This is a genomic window from Collimonas humicola, assembly GCF_018304945.1.
GTDB classification, from domain to species: domain Bacteria; phylum Pseudomonadota; class Gammaproteobacteria; order Burkholderiales; family Burkholderiaceae_D; genus Collimonas; species Collimonas humicola.
Genome location: NZ_JAGQEE010000002.1, coordinates 1 through 16795, shown reverse-complemented (window position 1 = coordinate 16795; position 16795 = coordinate 1). Strand labels below are relative to the sequence as shown.

Below are 16795 nucleotides of genomic sequence, written 5' to 3'. Positions count from 1 at the left end.
TCCCGATCAGCTTGTCCGACCAGAGAGGCCAGGATGACAGCTACAGATGCGAAGGCGGCCGGCGCCGGCAGCCAGGCGCCGGCAACAGCCGGCGGTCCCGGGTCGGGCCAGGCCAAGGCTGCGCGGCCTATCGTCTTCGTCAAGGAGTTGTCGCGCCGGGCGCGCAAGCGGCTGTTGCGCCATTTCCTGGCATTGAGCAGCGGCGACCGCTTGCTGCGCTTCGGTTCGGTGCTGTCGGATGATCTGGTCAGCCGCTACGTGGAAAATATCGATTTCTCGCGCGACACCGTGTTCGGCGTCTACGATCGCAAGCTGCGCTTGCTCGGGGTCGGTCACCTGGCCTTTGCGCCGCGCGAGGCGCTGCCTTCGGTGAGCGCGTCGACCACCAAGGAAAGGGTCGCCGAATTCGGCGTCTCGGTGGCCGCTTCGGCGCGCGGCATGGGCGTCGGCAGCCGCCTGTTTGAACGGGCGGCGATACGCTGCCGCAATGTCGATATCGACACCTTGTACATGCACTGCCTGTCTTCGAACAAGGTGATGATGCATATCGCCAAGAAGGCCGGCATGGCGATTCATCGCGATTACGGCGAGGCGGATGCTTATCTGAAGCTGCCGCCGGCCAATCCTGCCAGCGTGTTGCAGGAGGCGGTGCAGGAACAGGCGGCGATGCTGGACTACACCTTCAAGGCGAATCTGCGCGCTGCGCTCAAGTGGCTGAGCAACCTGCCTGGCATCAAGCGCGACTAGACGGCCCGGCCGCAACGAAGCTGCGCGTTTTGAGATAATATTTCCGCCTCGTCATCTGCCTCCGGAAATTTTCATGTACCGCTATCTGGTCACTACAATGCGCACTCCCGCCTTTCAACCGAGCGTGGTAGAACAGCATTATGTCTTTCTCGATCAGCTGCGGGCGCAAGGCAAGCTTGAGCTGGCCGGCCCGTTCACCGACAAGTCGGGCGGCGCCTATCTGATCAAGGCCGCCAGCCTGGAAGAAGCAAAAAGCCTGGCGTTTGCCGATCCGGTGCATGTCAGCGGATCGTCGCTGGTGACGGTCTACGAATGGAATGCGGCCTAGGCCGGAGGCCTGTTATAGCAAGGGCAGCGCCGTCGTATCTTTCACCCGTTGCAGCGCAAAACTCGATTTGACGTCCAGCACCGCCGGATGGCGCAGCAGGGTTTCCATCATGAAGCGCGAAAAATGCGCCATGTCTTCCACGTGCACCCTCAGCAGGAAATCCATCTCGCCGGTCATGGCATAGCAGGCAACCACCTCCGGCCAGCGCTCCACCGCGGTAGAAAACGAAACCCGCGGCGACATGGTCTGATGCTGGGCCGCCGCCGCTTTGGTGCCGCTCAGGTATAGCGGATCGCTATGCTTTTCCAGGCGCACGTTGATATAGGCCAGCAGGCCCAGGCCGATCTTGTCCGGCTCCAGCAGCGCCACGTATTGCCGGATGACGCCAGCCTGTTCCAGCTGCTTGATGCGGCGCAGGCAGGGCGAGGGCGACAGGTTGACCCGTTCCGCCACCTCCTGATTGCTGAGGCGGCCATCCTCCTGCAGGATCGCCAGAATTTTGCGATCGGTTGCATCCAATGCAATCGTTGGCATAAGTCACCTTAAAATGGATGTTTTAAGACATATTAATGCGCAAATTCTGGTTCGTGGGACAAATTTTGCAATTAACTGCCCTCGTCTCAGCCCTATACTGTAGGCATAAAAGTAGCTAAACGCGCTGAATCCGGGACCTACATAATGAATGCAAACGTAATGGACATGAGCTTGAACACCGATGATTTTTTTGCCACCGTCGCTGAAAAGTCGGACGGCGCTTCCCTGCGCGGCGACTACAGCAAGATCGACGCGCGCTATGTAGTCAAGCAGGACTGGGATGCCTACACGCCGGAGCAGCACGCTCTGTGGCGCCGCCTGTATCAGCGCCAAGCCAAGCTGATCCCCGGCCGCGCCTGCGACGTCTTTATCGAAAGCCTGGAACTGCTCAATATCGGCGACGGCATTCCGCGCTTTGAAGAAAGCTCGGCCTTGCTGTCCAAGGCTACCGGCTGGACGCTGGTGGCGGTGCCGGGCCTGGTGCCGGACCATGTTTTTTTCGAGCACCTGGCCAGCCGCCGTTTCCCCGTCACAGTCTGGCTGCGCGATCCGGAGGAATTCGACTACATCGTCGAACCCGATGTGTTCCACGATTTTTTCGGGCACGTGCCGCTGCTGTTCAATCCGATTTTTGCCGACCATCTGCAGGATTACGGCAAGGGCGCGCTGAAGGCGATGAAGCTGGACGGCCTGTCGATGCTGGCGCGCCTGTATTGGTACACGGTTGAGTTCGGCCTGATCCAGAGTCCGGAAGGCCTGCGCGTGTATGGTGCCGGGATTCTGTCGTCCGGCGGTGAAATCGAGCATTGCCTGAGCAGTCCCGCGCCTTTGCGCCTGCCGTTCGATGTCGAGCGCGTGATGCGCACCCTGTACAAGATCGACTCTTATCAGGAAACCTATTTTGTCATCAATGATTTCAAGCAACTGTTCGACGATACCGCGCCGGATTTCACGCCCATCTATGCGCGCCTGAAAGCCTTGCAGCCGTTGCCGGCGAATACCTTGCTGGATGGCGAGACAAATCTGCAGCTGAAATAAAAAAGCGGATTCTGCAGGGGAGTGCAGAATCCGCAAACTAGTGATAATGGGAACACTAGAGGGAGGAATGCCCGACATGGCTGGTCCAGGGGAGGTATTCAGCCACATCTGACAAGTTGCCATTACACGCCGAGTCGTGCTCCCGATCTACTCGATTTACCAGTTGTTACAGTTGTTACCCTGGGGCTGCTTAGCATTTGATTTTGGAAATGCGACCGCGCGGCAGGCGCTACAGACCCAGTACCGGCGCGGGTGATTGCTGCGCCGTGCATTGAGTCGGCCACCCGCTTGTGATATTCTGGTGGCTGCAGGAAATAGTAAAAAACAGGACGATTTGCCCACAAGGCGAAGACGTTTGACCGCGTAGGATAACCTCCACGCAGTGCAATCAAAAACATAATTTTTGGCACGGAGACTGAATGAACGCACCACTCAAATCGGCGCAAGCCTTGCTGCCCACGCAAGCGTCTGAAGCTGATAGCATTTCCCTTGATGATAAATTCACATTAGAACGTGGCCGTGCTTTCATGACGGGCACACAGGCCATCATTCGCTTGCCGATGCTGCAACGGCAGCGCGATGTGCAAGCTGGCTTGAACACCGCCGGTTTCGTGACCGGCTATCGCGGTTCCCCGCTCGGCAGCGTCGATCTGACCGCCGCCAAGGCCAAGAAATACCTGGAATCGCATCACGTCAAATTCCACCCCGGCATGAATGAAGACCTTGCCGCCACCAGTGTCTGGGGTACGCAGCAGGTCAACCTGTTTCCCGGCGCGCAATACGATGGCGTGTTCGGCATGTGGTACGGCAAAGGCCCCGGCGTCGACCGTTGCGGCGACGTCTTCAAGCACGCCAACATGGCCGGCACTTCCAAGAATGGCGGCGTGCTGGTGCTGGCCGGCGACGATCACGCGGCAAAATCGTCGACCACCGCACACCAGAGCGAACATATCCTGAAAGCCTGCGGCATTCCGGTGCTGTATCCGTCTTCGGTGCAGGAATATCTCGACTACGGCTTGCATGGCTGGGCCATGAGCCGCTATACCGGTTTGTGGGTATCGATGAAATGCGTCACCGACCTGGTCGAGTCCGGCGCGTCGATCGATCTCGATCCGGACCGCGTCAAGATTGTCTTGCCGACCGCCGCTGATTTTGAACTGCCGGCAGACGGCTTGAACATCCGCTTGCCCGACACCGTGCTGGGACAGGAAGCGCGGATGAACAATTACAAATGGTACGCAGCGCTGGCCTATGCCCGCGTCAACAAGCTGAACCAGATCATCTGGGACAGCCCGCGCGCCAAGATCGGCATCATCACCGCCGGCAAATCCTATCTGGACACGCGCCAGGCGCTGGCCGACCTCGGCATCGACGAAACCGTGGCGCGCGACATTGGCATCCGCCTGTACAAGATCGGCATGACCTGGCCGCTCGAAGCGGAAGGCGTGCGCGAGTTTGCGCAAGGCCTGGAAGAAATCCTGGTGGTGGAAGAAAAGCGCCAGATCCTGGAATACCAGGTCAAGGAAGAACTCTACAACTGGCGCGACGATGTGCGGCCACGCGTGGTCGGCAAGTTCGACGATACCGGCGAATGGAGCAACCGCAGCGGCGAAGGCCATGGCGACTGGCTGCTGCCGGCCACCTATGAACTGAATCCGGCGCAGATCGCCCGCGCCATTGCGACCCGCGTGTCGAAATACTTTGCCGGCCATCCGGTGGCGCAGCGCGTGCAGCAACGGGTTGCCTACCTGGAAGCCAAGGAAGCACTGCTGAACATCAGCAGCAAGCCAGATCCGAACAAGGACCGCGTGCCGCATTTCTGTTCCGGCTGCCCGCACAATACTTCGACCAGGCTGCCGGACGGCAGCCGTGGCCTGGCCGGCATCGGCTGCCATTACATGGTGCTGTGGATGGACCGCGAATCGTCCACCTTCACCCATATGGGCGGCGAAGGCGTGACCTGGGTCGGCCAAGCGCCGTTCACCACGGAAAAGCACGTGTTCGCCAATCTCGGCGACGGCACCTATTTCCACTCAGGCCTGCTGGCGATCCGCGCGTCGGTCGCGGCCAAGGTCAACATCACCTACAAGATCCTGTTCAACGATGCGGTCGCCATGACCGGCGGCCAGGCATTCGACGGCCCGCTCGATCCGGCCATGATTTCGCGCCAGATTGCCGCCGAAGGCGTGACGCCGATTATCGTGGTGACCGACGAACCGGAAAAATACGGTTCGAGCACCGACTGGGCGCCTGGCGTGACGATCCGTCACCGCAGCGAACTGGACGCGGTGCAACGCGAACTGCGCGAGATCGAAGGCTGCTCGGCCATGATTTACGATCAGACCTGCGCGTCAGAAAAACGCCGCCGCCGGAAACGCAACGAGTATCCGGACCCAGCCAAGCGTGCCGTGATCAACGAAGCCGTGTGCGAAGGCTGCGGCGATTGCAGCGTGCAGTCGAACTGCCTGTCGGTGGAGCCGCTGGAAACCGAGTTCGGCCGCAAGCGCCAGATCAACCAATCTTCGTGCAACAAGGATTTCTCCTGCGTTACCGGATTCTGCCCGAGCTTTGTCACGGTCGAAGGCGGCAACCTGAAGAAGCCTGCCAAAATATCGGCGGCACCAGCCACGGCGGACGCTCCAGTAGCTGCCCTGCCGGCGCCGGTCTTGCCAAACACCGTCAAGCCTTTCGGCATCCTGGTGACCGGTATCGGCGGCACCGGCGTAGTGACCATCGGCCAGATCCTGGCGATGGCAGCGCACGTCGAAGGCAAGGGCTGCTCGGTGCTGGACATGAGCGGCCTGGCGCAAAAGGGCGGTCCGGTGATGTCGCACGTGCGGCTGGCCGATCATCCGGACGATATCTATTCGACCCGTGTCGGCACCGGCGACGCCGATCTGGTGATCGGCTGCGACGCCATCGTCAGCGCCAGCCGCGATGCCCTCTCGCGCATGGGCGAGGGGCGGACTTACGCAGCGATCAATTCGACTCGTACGCCGACCGCCGCATTCGTCAAGAATCCGGACTGGCAATCGCCTGATGCGGCGGCCGAGCACGATATCCGCACAGCCTGCGGCAGCGACCGCGTCGAGTTCATCAATGCCGGCCATATCGCTACCGCCTTGATGGGCGACGCCATCGCCACCAATATGTTCATGCTGGGCTATGCCTGGCAAAAGGGATGGGTGCCGTTGCAGGAAGCATCGCTGATGCGGGCGATCGAACTGAATGCCTTGCAAGTCGCGTTCAACAAGCAGGCGTTTGTTTGGGGCCGCACGGCAGCGATCGATCTGGCGGAACTGGAAAAACGTACCCGCCTCAGCGATACGCAGGCGCAGGTGATCGAATTCAAACGCACGCCTAAGCTGGATGATTTGATCAAGCGCCGCGTCGCCGTCCTCACTTCCTACCAGGACGCCGCCTATGCGGAACAGTACCGCGCTTTTGTCGAGCAGGTACAGGCTGCAGAACGCCAGCATGGCGGGCATCGTTTGAGTACCGCAGTCGCTACGTATTTGTTCAAGCTGATGGCTTACAAGGATGAATACGAAGTGGCGCGCTTGTACACCGACGGCGCTTTCAAGGCGAAAATTGCCGCCATGTTCGAAGGCGACTACAAGCTCAAGTTCCACCTGGCGCCGCCGCTGCTGGCCAAGCACGATGCCCACGGCCATCTGGTCAAGCAGGAGTTCGGACCATGGATGATGCGCGCTTTCGGCGTCCTGGCGAAACTGAAATTCCTGCGCGGCGGCGCGCTGGATATTTTCGGCTACACCGCCGAGCGCAAGGAAGAGCGGGCCCTGATCGTGCATTACAAGGAACTCGTCAGCTCCTTGCTGCCGAAGCTGACTGCCGACAACCTGGCCACCGCCGTCGCGCTTGCCAGCCTGCCCGAAGAGATTCGCGGTTATGGCCACGTCAAGGACCGGCATCTGGCGGCAGCCCGCGCCAAGGAAGCACAGTTGCTGAATCAGTTTGCTGCACCTGAAGCAAAAGGGGAGTTGTCTCGTTCGATCGCGGCTTAGCTGATCGTGGTTGATCGTTAAAAAAACGGCGGGTAGATGAAGATCTACCCGCCGTTTTGTCTTTCAGTGTCCAGCATGTCTCCAGCGACTGCCAGGCTGGGCGCTCAGGCTGGAGCGCCTTGCCTGAATTGCTGGTAGCCGCGCGCGCGCAACGCACATGCCGGGCAAGTGCCGCAACCATAGCCCCAGTCATGCAAGGCGCCGCGTTCGCCCAGATAGCAGGTATGGGTATCGGCCCGGATCAGGTCGACCAGGGCATCGCCGCCCAGATCTTGCGCCAGTTTCCAGGTTTCCGACTTGTCGATCCACATCAACGGCGTTTCCAGCTTCAGCCGGGTCGCCATGCCGAGGTTGAGCGCCACCTGCAGGGCCTTCATGGTGTCGTCGCGGCAATCCGGATAGCCTGAAAAATCGGTTTCGCACATGCCGCCCACCAGTACGTTCAAGCCGCGCCGGTAAGCGACGGTGGCGGCCACTGTCATGAACAGCAGGTTGCGGCCGGGGACGAAAGTATTCGGCAAGCCGTTTTCCTGCATCACGATTTCGACGTCTTCTGTCATGGCGGTCGATGAAATCTTTGAAATCAGCGACAGGTCGATCATATGGTCTTCGCCCAATTTATGTGCCCAGTGCGGAAACTGGGCGCGGATTTTCTGCAGCAGGACCGGGCGCACGGTCAGTTCGACAGCATGCCGCTGGCCGTAGTCGAAGCCGATGGTCTCGACCCGCTCATAGCGCGCCAGGGCCCATGCCAGGCAAGTAGTGGAATCCTGGCCGCCGCTGAACAGGACGATGGCGCCATTCGGTACGCTGCCTGGTGCGCTGTTTGGTGTACTCATATTATTTTGCTCCCTTGTTGCTGACCTGTTGCAGAGTCTGTTCGACAAAATCCTTGTTCGGCTCGGTAAAGCGCAAGCGCACCGGATACCATTCCAGGGAAGGCGCCAGCCAGATGTCGAGCTGCTGGTCCTTGGCGTCTGGCGGCGGCGCCTTGAAGATATGAATGGTCTCAAGATCGCCCATGGGGGTCTTGATTTTTTCGGTATCGACGACCTTGAAAGTCCATGCTTCGGCGTCGTGCATGCCGGCCACGAAGAAGGTCCAGTTTGAACCTGGCTTGAACTGCTGCGGCGCCGCCCGCGCCACGGAAATCAGCTGCCAGATGATGCTGGTGCGATCCTGCTCGCCGCCCTTCAGCGGGTAGCTGTCGCCGGACTCGGAAAAGCCGATGGTGCCGCTGTCGCGATGGAAGGTGGTGGTGGTGGCTTGCTTGCGGTAGCGTTTGTTGATGAACTGCGTCGGCGCCAGGCCGAAATCGTCGATCGCGCCTTCGCTGGACGACTCCAGGATTTTCCCGAACAGCATGGCGCGGGTTTCCGAATTGACGCTGAAGCGCTTGTCGGCGACTTGCCATTTGACCGTGCCTTCACCGCCGAGCGTGATGCCGCTCTGCTTGGCTTGAATCGCGTAGTCCAGCTCGGCGGACGGCGGCAGGTCGATTTTGTACTTGGTGGCAGGATGATCCGTGCCGGCTGCGCTGGCGCTCAGCAGATGACAGCAGAGCGCGGCAGCGGCGGCAAGACGGAACAAGGACAATGTTGATGATTTCATGATTTCCCAAAAAAATGCTGGTTCACCAGCTTGGTCTAATTCAGTGCGTTTGGATCCAGCTGCTTCAGCTTGGACAGCGACATGTCGAGGTAGTCGCCGTCGGTTTCGGTAAAGCGCAATTTGACCGGATACCATTCCTGTTGCGGCGACAGCCAGATGTCCAGCCGCTGTTCGTGCGAGCCAGGCTCGGGAATGCGGATCACATGCCAGACTGCGCGCTGGTCGCCGTCGACATCGATTTTTTCCTGGCCGACGATCTGCATGCGCCAGGTTTCGGCATCCAGCGGACCGGCGACAAACAGGTCGATCACAGCGCCCGGCACAAATTGCGAGCTGTCGCCGCGGCCGATGCTCGCCAGTTGCCACACTACGCTGGCGCGGTCCTGCTCGCCGCCGCTGCGTGGATATTTGTTGCCCGAAGACGAAAAGACAATCTGGTTGAGTTCGCGGTGAAAAGTGGTTTTCGTCGCCGGTTTGCGGAAACGCTTTTGCGTGTAGGTGATGGGCGCGACGCCAAAGCCATTGAATTCGCCTTCGCTCTTGAAATCCAGAACAGTGAAGAACAAGGCGCCAGCTTCGCCATTGATGGTGTAGCTGCCGCCATCGGTTTGCCAGGTGATTTTACCGCTGCCATGATAGTTCTGACCCTTTTGCAAGGCTTCCACGGCGTATTTCAGTTCAGCTGAAGGCGGCGCACTGGTTTGATAATGCTTGCCGGCAGCGGGAGTGACCTTCGCAGGTTCCGCCAGTCCGGGATGTTCCATCGGCGGTTTGGCCTCGGCGGCGCCGGCAGCTGCATCAGCCGTGGCTGCGTCGGCCGGCTGGGCATCGACGTTAGGCGTCACGGTTTCCCTGATCGGCGTATCCGGCACTTCCACCGCGGGTTCGGGAGCCGGACGGGGTTTGGCTGCGGCAACCGGACGCGGTCGTGGGCTCGGTTTCGGCTGCGGCTTTGGTTCTTGCGGCAACAGCACCGGTTTTTCCACCGGCGGCAAGGCAGCGATATTGGTCATCACGATGTGATCGCGCCGTTCCACCGACAACGGTGCGTTGAACTGACGGCCGCCCCATATGATCAGCAGGATGTGCAGCAAAGCAGTGAGCAGCAATACCCACAGCCAGCGGCGCCGGCTGCCAAAGGTAAAACGCGGTGTTGAGGTGTATTTGGAGGAAGACGACATCCGCATAGTGTAAACGATCCGTCCAGATTCACTCCCGCCGGCGCAAGAGTATGCAATAAACAACGTAAAATATCGGACTTACATCAAACTGGAATAGTTACCGATGTCGTACCGATCACGTTTCACCGCCAGCCTGGCGCTGGCATTCATGCTGGCCGGCGGGCTCATGCCGCCGCTGGTCCTGGCCGCGGCTCCCGCCATGCTGGCGCCGATCCGGCTGGGCATGATCGAAGGCATGTCGGGCCCGTTCGCCAATGCCGGCGAGGCGGTGGAGCACAATATCCGCTTCGCGGTGGAGCAGGTCAATGCGCGCGGCGGCGTGCGCTTGCCGGACGGCCGCCATCCTCTCAGCCTGACGGTGTTCGACAGCAAACAAGGAGTGGAAGACGCCTTGTTGCAGCTGAAGCAATTGACTGACCAGAAAATCCCCTTCGTGCTGGAAGGTAATAGCTCCGCGGTGGCGGGCGCGCTGGTCGAGGCGATCAACAAGCACAATGTCCGGACACCCGGCAATCGCGTGTTGTTCATGAACTATTCGGCGGTCGATCCGGCGCTGACCAATGAAAAATGCAGCTTCTGGCATTTCCGTTTCGATGCCAATGCCGATATGCGCATGCAGGCGCTGGTGGAAGTTATCAAAAGCGACGACAAGGCGAAAAGCGTTTACCTGATCGGCCAGGATTACAGTTTCGGCCAGCAGGTGGCCAAGGCCGCGCGCCGGCAGCTGCTGGCGGCGCGGCCGGACATCAAGATCGTCGGCGATGAATTGCATCCGATCGGCAAGGTTAAGGATTTCGCGCCTTACATCGCTAAGATCCGCGCCAGCGGCGCCGATACGGTCATCACCGGCAATTGGGGCAATGACCTGACCCTGTTGGTGAAAGCCGCCAAGGAAGCCGGCTTGCATCTCAAGTTCTATACTTTCTATGCCAACAGCCTGGGCGCGCCGGCTGCCATCGGCGATGCAGGTGTGGGGACGGTGCGTGCGGTTGCGGAGTGGCATTCGAATATTGCCGACGGCGTCCAGGATGCCGCCAGCGATGTTTTCTACCGCAGTTTCCGGCAGCGCTTTCCGCAGCCGAAAGATGACTATATGTTTTTGCGCATGGATGTCATGATAGACATGCTGGCGAATGCCATCGAGAAGGCCCAGTCCACGGAGGCGGCGGCGGTGGCGCGGGCACTTGAAGGGGCGCAATACAAGAGTAAATTTCACGAGGCAAGCATGCGTGCCAGCGACCATCAATTGATCCAGCCGCTGTATGTGGCGGTGATGCAAAAGCTTGCCGACGGCGGCATCCGCTTTGACAATGAAGGCAGTGGCTATGGCTTCAAGACCGAGCGCTATCTGGCGCCGGCGGCGACGGCGCTGCCCACCACCTGCAAGATGCAGCGCCCCTGAGGCGGAAGTAGCGGTAAGATGGATTTTCCTTGAAGGAGATTGGCGATGAGCGGTTCTAGTATTCCAGGAGCGGACGCAATGCAGGACAGTCTTGAATTCATCAAGAAGATGTGGGGCGGGATGGGCGTGCCGGGCATGGTCGTGCCGACCTTGTCGGTGGAAGAGATCAACAAGAAGATCACCGATCTGAAGGCGGTGGAGTCATGGCTGAATCTCAACCTGAACATGTTGCGCACCACCATCCAGGCGCTCGAAGTGCAGAGCGCGACGCTGTCGGCGCTGCGGGCAATGGGCGCCGTCAATCAGCCGGCGGAAGAGAATGGCGATGAACCGGCTGCGAACGCATGGGCCATGCCCTCGGGTTTTCCGTTTTCATTCATGAACCCGGCGCCAAGTGCCGATGCGGCGCCGGCAGCGAAAGAGCAGGAGCCGGAGCCGCCTGCAACGCCGGCGCCGGAAGCCGCTGCTGTCCCGCCTTCAACAGGAAATGCCAATGCCTGGTGGGACCTGTTGCAAAACCAGTTCAAGCAAGCGGTGAACAGCGTGGCGGCGGCGGAGAAAATGGCGAAGCCGGCCTCAGGAACGGCAGCTGGGAATGATGGCAAGAGCCGCACCAAGCCGCGCAGCAAGCCTGCCGTAAAAAAAGCTGGCGGCACTGTCGCCGGCAAGACAAAAGCGGCAACAACGAAAGCCAAACCGGCCTCTAAATAAGAGCTGCTGCGCAGCATGCGCGCAGCGCGCGGGCTTGGAAAATTGCGCGCTGTTCAAAACCGGCCGCCATCATGACGGGATATGACGTGTCGGTTGCCATTGTGGCAATGTCGCGTTCTTCGGACAGCTTGACTAGCTTCGGATAAGTGCCATGATTGAAGTCTAGGAAGCCTGTCGACGCAGTAAGTCTGGCGCTACTGTAGCAAGTTGTGTGCGATATCCAGGCCTCGGACTTGAAAGTGGCTGCTTGGCCAACTGTTTTTATTGCGGTAGCGTGGCGATGGAGAAAGCTCTTTTTCCGCAGCTTGCGAATAGGACAATCCGGGAGACGGGCTTCGGATCGACTAAAAACTCTAAACGACCCATTGACTTTGTTGTGATTTAAGCCAAATTTCCAGCAAAAAAAGGCTGGTCGGCAGGTTTATAAACGGCCTTGTAACAAATTCTTGGTAAAATCGAACAGTTAACTCACTTGCTTAAGGTATGTATGCTGTATCCAGAACTGTTTAAATCGCTTGAACAAGTCCGCTGGAACATGGAGACCGATATTCCATGGGACAAGTTTGATGCCACCCAGCTGTCCGACGAACAAGCTCAAACTATTCGTATGAATGCGATTACGGAATGGTCGGCGCTGCCTGCAACCGAGATGTTTTTGCGTGACAACCACGGCGACAGCGATTTTTGCGCTTTCATGTCGGTCTGGTTCTTCGAAGAGCAAAAGCACTCGCTGGTGCTGATGGAATACCTGCGCCGCTTCCGGCCTGAGCTGGTGCCTACCGAAGCCGAGCTGGACAATGTGCGTTTCGAATTCGATCCGGCGCCGGCGCTGGAAACCCTGATGATGCATTTCTGCGGCGAAATCCGCCTCAATCACTGGTACCGTTGCGCCTCCGACTGGCACACCGAGCCGGTGATCAAGCAGATCTACAAGATCATCAGCCAGGATGAAGCACGCCACGGCGGCGCTTATCTGCGCTACATGAAGAAGGCCTTGTCTGAAGTAGGCGACAGCGCTTCGGCCGCATTTGCCAAGATCGGCGTCCTGATGGCGTCGGCGCGCCGCACCGAAAAGCCGTTGCACCCGACCAATCTGCACGTCAACCAGTCGCTGTTCCCGAACGACACGGTGCAAAGCCGCCTGCCGGATCCGGAATGGCTGGAGCGCTGGCTGGACGACCAGATCAAGTTCGACGGCGTATGGGAAAAGAAAGTGGTCGATCGCATTCTGCACAATATGTCCCTGCTGTTTGAACGCACTTTCGACACCGTGCAGGAACTGAACCGTTATCGCAAGGAAGTGGTTGCGCGCCTGGCGCTGAAGTCGGCGGAAGCAGTCTGATCACCGGGAGCATCGGCGGCCAGGTTTTTCTGCGCCGCCTCCCGGACCGTCATTGATATCAAGCCGCGTTGTTGCGGCTTTTTTTATACTCTCCATGCCTACATTTGAAAACAAGCTTTGTACCCGCGCCGAATTGACAGCGCGCGTTGCCGCTCTGCCGCAGCCGGTGGTGCTGACCAACGGTGTGTTCGACATCCTGCATCGCGGCCACGTCACCTATCTGGCGCAGGCGCGCGAGCAAGGGGCGTCGCTGGTGGTCGCGGTGAATACCGATGCTTCAGTCAAGCGCCTGGGCAAGGGCGACGACCGTCCGATCAATACCTGCGCCGACCGCATGGCAGTGCTGGCGGCGCTGGAAGCGGTCAGCCTGGTGGTCGAGTTTGATGAAGATACGGCGCTGGAGGTGGTGCAGGAAGCGCGGCCCGGCGTGTATGTCAAAGGCGGCGATTATCAGATGGATGCGATCCCGGAAGGCCAGGCCGTGCTGGCCTACGGAGGCCAGGTGGTCGCCATCGCCTTTGCCCATGACCGTTCTACCAGCAAATTGCTGGACAAGGTGCGGCAAGGCACGTGACAACAGTGGCATCAGACGAAAAAAGCGCGGATTCCGCGCTTTTTTATTGCCCAGGTCAGCTGCTCAGTGCTGGTGCATGGTCTCGGCCGATTTGCCGCTCATGTCCGTGACGTTGACCGATACCTCGATCTTGCCGGCTTTCTGGAAGGTCAGCGTCAGCGGAAACTTGTCGCCCGCCTTCAACGGCTGAGTCAGGCCGATCAGCATGATGTGATAGCCGTTGCCCGGCTTCATGTCGACGGTGGCGGCCGGCGCAAGTTCAATCTCGCCGACCTCGCGCATTTTCATGACATTGCCATCCATGGACATGGTGTGGATCTCCGAGCTCTTGGCTGCCGGCGAACTGACGCCGATCAGCTTGTCGGCGTCCTTGCCGGTGTTCTCGATGCTGAGGAAGGCGCCGCCGCTGGGCTGGCCCGGCACGGTGGCGCGGGCGTAAGGATGGCCGATATGCAAAGCGCCGACTGTGTATTCGTGGGCATGGGTCGACACGCTGATCGCCAGCGCGCAGAAGAACAGGGAAACCGAACGTAAAGACATGCTGATCCTTTGGGTAGATTGCGCAGATTGTTCTCGAAGCGCGGGTTGTGCTGGTTGCTGTGGCATGGCTTACGATTATAGCAATGCGGCCACGACTATGATTGCATTCATGGAGATGTCTATCAGGCGCCGCCGCTGAAGCCGTTCTGGCGCCAGGCTTCATACACGACCACCGCCACGGTATTCGACAGATTCAGGCTGCGGTTATCCGGTCGCATCGGCAGGCGGATGCGCTGCGCAGGCGCGAATGATTCGCGCAACGTCGGCGCTAAGCCACGAGTTTCCGAACCGAACACGAAGACGTCGCCCGGCAGAAAGGCCAGGCTGGCGAACGGCGTCGAGCCGTGGGTGGTCATGGCAAACATCCGCTCTGGCGCATAACTGCCGGCTGCGCGCATGCTGGCGACAAAGGCATCCCAATCCGCATGCACCTTCATGCTGGCGTAGTCGTGGTAGTCGAGGCCGGCGCGACGCATCTTGGCATCATCGAGGGGAAAGCCGAGCGGCTCGATCAGGTGCAGCTGCGCACCGGTATTGGCGCACAGGCGAATGATGTTGCCGGTATTCGGCGGAATTTCCGGTTCAACCAGGACGACGTGGAACAATCTGCTTCTCCTTCTCTATATAGTAATGGCGACGCAAGCCGCTCAAGGGGTTCTTGCGAAGACGAAATTGGTAATGCGGCGGGCACCATGGCGGCGCAGGGTCTTGGCCAGCGCGTGCAAAGTTTCGCCGGTAGTCATGACATCGTCGACCACGCCTATATGGCAGCCGTCGATTTTTGCGCTTGCCGCCGGCGCCATGACAAAGGCCTGGCGCAAATTGCGGCGGCGCTGCTCCAGGTCCAGCCCCATGGATTGCGGCAAGGTGTCGCGCTGCCGCTGCAACAGATCGTGGCGCACGAGAATGCCGGTCAGGCGCGCCAATGGCTTGGCTATCTCATGCGCCTGATTGAAGCCGCGCTGCTGCAGCCGCTGTGCGCTGAGTGGAACCGCCATCAATATTTCCGGCAGTTCCAAGCGGGCGGCTGTTGCCTGCAGCAGCATGGCATCCCTCAGCATTTGCGCAAACACCGGCGCCAGCGCCAATTGGCCGCGGAATTTCAGCGCCAGGATCAGTTGGTCGACCGGCGCAGCATAATCGCATACAACGACAGTGGCGTCGAAGGCCCTGGCCTGCTTCAGGCAGTTGCCGCACTGGAGCAGGCTGGCGCCGCCGGACTGGGGCAGCGGATTTGCACATTGGGCGCAGCGGCGCGGCCGGTCGGCAAAGTAGCGCTTGCTGCAGCTGTCGCAAATCACGCGCTTGCCGTTCTGCCCGCATAAGGCGCAGCAGGACGGCATGCTGTTCAGGATGCGGGCAAGTTGCTGTTGCGACCATAGTCGTAGCCGGGGGAATGGCAAGGGCGAATCTCGTTCTGGTTAATCAGGGCATTGAATCAGGACACTGCGGCCAGCTTACATACAATCAAGCGTGTAAACTACTGGCGATTATCGCATTTCATCTCACCTGCCGGATTTTGATGTCTACCTCATTGCCTCCTTCTGAAACCAGCCAAAGCGCCCCGATCGACTTGCGCCGGGTACGCCAACTGTTTGCCCAGCCTGCACTGGTGCGCGAATCCGAGTTCATGCGCCGGGAAATATCCAGTCGCATGCACGAGCGCCTCGCTCTGGTGAAACTGGCGCCGCAGCGGGTGCTGGATGCCGGCTGCGGCGCCGGCCCCGATATATATACATTGCAGCAGCGCTTTGCCGATGCCGCGATTATCGGACTGGATGCTTCGCCCGCCATGCTGTCGTTGGCGAAAGAGCAACGACAGGGCGCGCAGCTGTCGGTCAACCGCTTATTAAAAAAGTGGCTGCCGTTTACTAATAGCGGCGAGCAGTTGTCGTCGGCGCTGCTGTGCGGCGATTTCGCCCAGTTACCGCTGGCGCCTAACACGGTCGACCTGGTCTGGTCGAACCTGGCGCTGCACTGGCATCCGCAGCCGGACCGCGTGTTTGCCGAGTGGCGCCGCATATTAAGGGTGGACGGATTGCTGATGTTCTCCTGCTTCGGTCCCGATACCTTTAAGGAGCTGCGCAATGCATTTGCCGGCATCGATGACGGCGCTCATATATTGCCGTTCGTGGACATGCATGATTTCGGCGACATGCTGGTCAATGCTGGCTTCTCTACGCCGGTTATGGATATGGAAACGATTACCGTCACCTATGACACGGTGGATAAACTGCTGGCCGATGTAAGAGCCTGGGGCGGCAACCCTCTGGCGACGCGTGGCCGCGGCTTATTAAGTAGAGAGACAGGCGTGCGCCTTAAAGCTGCGCTGGAAGCGCGCCGCAGGGCGGATGGCAAATTGCCGCTGACCTTTGAGATCATCTATGGCCATGCTTTCCGGCCGGTGCCCAAAACTACTAGTGGCGGCGAGTCCATCGTGCGCTGGGATTTGGGTAAAAACAGGTAAATCGAAATATTTTAAAGAATTTGGTTAAAAGTACTTGCGGGGAAGAGGTGGTGTTGCTATAGTTCGCCTCCCGTTGAGAACGACGCGAAAGAAACGAAACAGCAGCAAGGAATTGGTGCTGAATTGGGCGCGAAGTTTGCGGGAAAAAAGCGGGTTGAAGTGGTTGTGGTGAGTAAAAAGTTTTTCGGTAAGAAGTAAAAAAGTAGTTGACGAAAAACTTGAAACGCTACATAATCTCATCTCTCTGCTGCTGACAAACAAAACGATTTGACAGCGACGCGAGCCGGGTAACTGG

General features: G+C 59.3%; 17 protein-coding genes. 9 read left to right on the top strand and 8 right to left on the bottom strand.

What is annotated here, in order from left to right; genetic code table 11:
- The first annotated feature begins 33 nt into the window (after positions 1-33).
- Entirely contained in the window at positions 34-747 is a 714-nt protein-coding gene (locus tag KHU30_RS08795) for a GNAT family N-acetyltransferase (RefSeq protein ID WP_211442298.1), read from the top strand.
- Between the two features lie 73 nt (positions 748-820).
- Entirely contained in the window at positions 821-1075 is a 255-nt protein-coding gene (locus tag KHU30_RS08790) for a YciI family protein (RefSeq protein ID WP_211442297.1), read from the top strand.
- 12 nt (positions 1076-1087) lie between these two features.
- On the opposite strand, the gene KHU30_RS08785 is transcribed toward KHU30_RS08790, so the two are convergent.
- A complete protein-coding gene (locus tag KHU30_RS08785; protein WP_098494301.1) occupies positions 1088-1609 on the bottom strand; it encodes an Lrp/AsnC family transcriptional regulator in 522 nt (173 codons plus the stop codon).
- Positions 1610-1768: 159 nt separating this feature from the next.
- Between KHU30_RS08785 and phhA the strand changes: the two genes are divergently transcribed.
- Positions 1769-2647 (top strand): phenylalanine 4-monooxygenase, encoded by an 879-nt coding sequence (gene phhA, locus KHU30_RS08780; protein WP_211442775.1) that lies wholly within the window; start codon positions 1769-1771, stop codon positions 2645-2647.
- A 419-nt stretch (positions 2648-3066) separates the two neighbouring features.
- Entirely contained in the window at positions 3067-6672 is a 3606-nt protein-coding gene (locus tag KHU30_RS08775; protein WP_211442296.1) for an indolepyruvate ferredoxin oxidoreductase family protein, read from the top strand.
- Between the two features lie 104 nt (positions 6673-6776).
- Here the strand turns inward: KHU30_RS08775 and queC are convergent, their stop codons facing one another.
- The 3 genes from queC to KHU30_RS08760 are packed head-to-tail and all read right to left on the bottom strand — an operon-like array spanning position 6777 to position 9470.
- The gene (gene queC, locus KHU30_RS08770; protein WP_211442295.1) at positions 6777-7511 is read right to left on the bottom strand and encodes a 7-cyano-7-deazaguanine synthase QueC; all 735 of its coding nucleotides are present in this window, start codon (positions 7509-7511) and stop codon (positions 6777-6779) included.
- Between the two features lies 1 nt (position 7512).
- On the bottom strand, positions 7513-8283 hold the full coding sequence (locus KHU30_RS08765) for a DUF3108 domain-containing protein (protein ID WP_211442294.1): 771 nt from the start codon (positions 8281-8283) through the stop codon (positions 7513-7515).
- A 35-nt stretch (positions 8284-8318) separates the two neighbouring features.
- The gene (locus tag KHU30_RS08760) at positions 8319-9470 is read right to left on the bottom strand and encodes a DUF3108 domain-containing protein (protein ID WP_230427296.1); all 1152 of its coding nucleotides are present in this window, start codon (positions 9468-9470) and stop codon (positions 8319-8321) included.
- 97 nt (positions 9471-9567) lie between these two features.
- Here KHU30_RS08760 and KHU30_RS08755 point away from each other — a divergent pair, with 97 nt between their 5' ends.
- From KHU30_RS08755 to rfaE2, 4 genes are all read left to right on the top strand, one after another.
- Complete coding sequence (locus KHU30_RS08755; RefSeq protein ID WP_407928047.1) at positions 9568-10866, top strand: branched-chain amino acid ABC transporter substrate-binding protein; 1299 nt, start codon at positions 9568-9570, stop codon at positions 10864-10866.
- A 45-nt stretch (positions 10867-10911) separates the two neighbouring features.
- Entirely contained in the window at positions 10912-11577 is a 666-nt protein-coding gene (locus KHU30_RS08750; protein WP_211442293.1) for a PhaM family polyhydroxyalkanoate granule multifunctional regulatory protein, read from the top strand.
- A gap of 487 nt (positions 11578-12064) precedes the next feature.
- Complete coding sequence (locus KHU30_RS08745; RefSeq protein WP_098494296.1) at positions 12065-12919, top strand: ferritin family protein; 855 nt, start codon at positions 12065-12067, stop codon at positions 12917-12919.
- Between the two features lie 94 nt (positions 12920-13013).
- Positions 13014-13493 carry a D-glycero-beta-D-manno-heptose 1-phosphate adenylyltransferase gene (gene rfaE2, locus KHU30_RS08740; protein ID WP_211442292.1) on the top strand — a complete coding sequence of 160 codons (480 nt, stop codon included), beginning with the start codon at positions 13014-13016 and terminating at the stop codon, positions 13491-13493.
- Positions 13494-13556: 63 nt separating this feature from the next.
- Here rfaE2 and KHU30_RS08735 read toward each other — a convergent pair whose 3' ends face one another.
- The 3 genes from KHU30_RS08735 to KHU30_RS08725 form a co-directional block, all read right to left on the bottom strand.
- Positions 13557-14033, bottom strand: a complete 477-nt coding sequence (locus KHU30_RS08735; protein ID WP_211442291.1) for a copper chaperone PCu(A)C — start codon at positions 14031-14033, stop codon at positions 13557-13559.
- A 122-nt stretch (positions 14034-14155) separates the two neighbouring features.
- The gene (locus KHU30_RS08730) at positions 14156-14638 is read right to left on the bottom strand and encodes a tRNA (cytidine(34)-2'-O)-methyltransferase (protein WP_211442290.1); all 483 of its coding nucleotides are present in this window, start codon (positions 14636-14638) and stop codon (positions 14156-14158) included.
- A 42-nt stretch (positions 14639-14680) separates the two neighbouring features.
- Positions 14681-15436, bottom strand: a complete 756-nt coding sequence (locus KHU30_RS08725) for a ComF family protein (RefSeq protein ID WP_230427295.1) — start codon at positions 15434-15436, stop codon at positions 14681-14683.
- A gap of 119 nt (positions 15437-15555) precedes the next feature.
- Here KHU30_RS08725 and KHU30_RS08720 point away from each other — a divergent pair, with 119 nt between their 5' ends.
- Positions 15556-16500, top strand: coding sequence for a methyltransferase domain-containing protein (locus KHU30_RS08720; protein WP_211442771.1), 945 nt, complete (start codon positions 15556-15558; stop codon positions 16498-16500).
- Positions 16501-16524: 24 nt separating this feature from the next.
- Here KHU30_RS08720 and KHU30_RS08715 read toward each other — a convergent pair.
- On the bottom strand, positions 16525-16795 hold a 271-nt coding region (locus tag KHU30_RS08715; RefSeq protein ID WP_211442289.1), incomplete at its 5' end, for a hypothetical protein.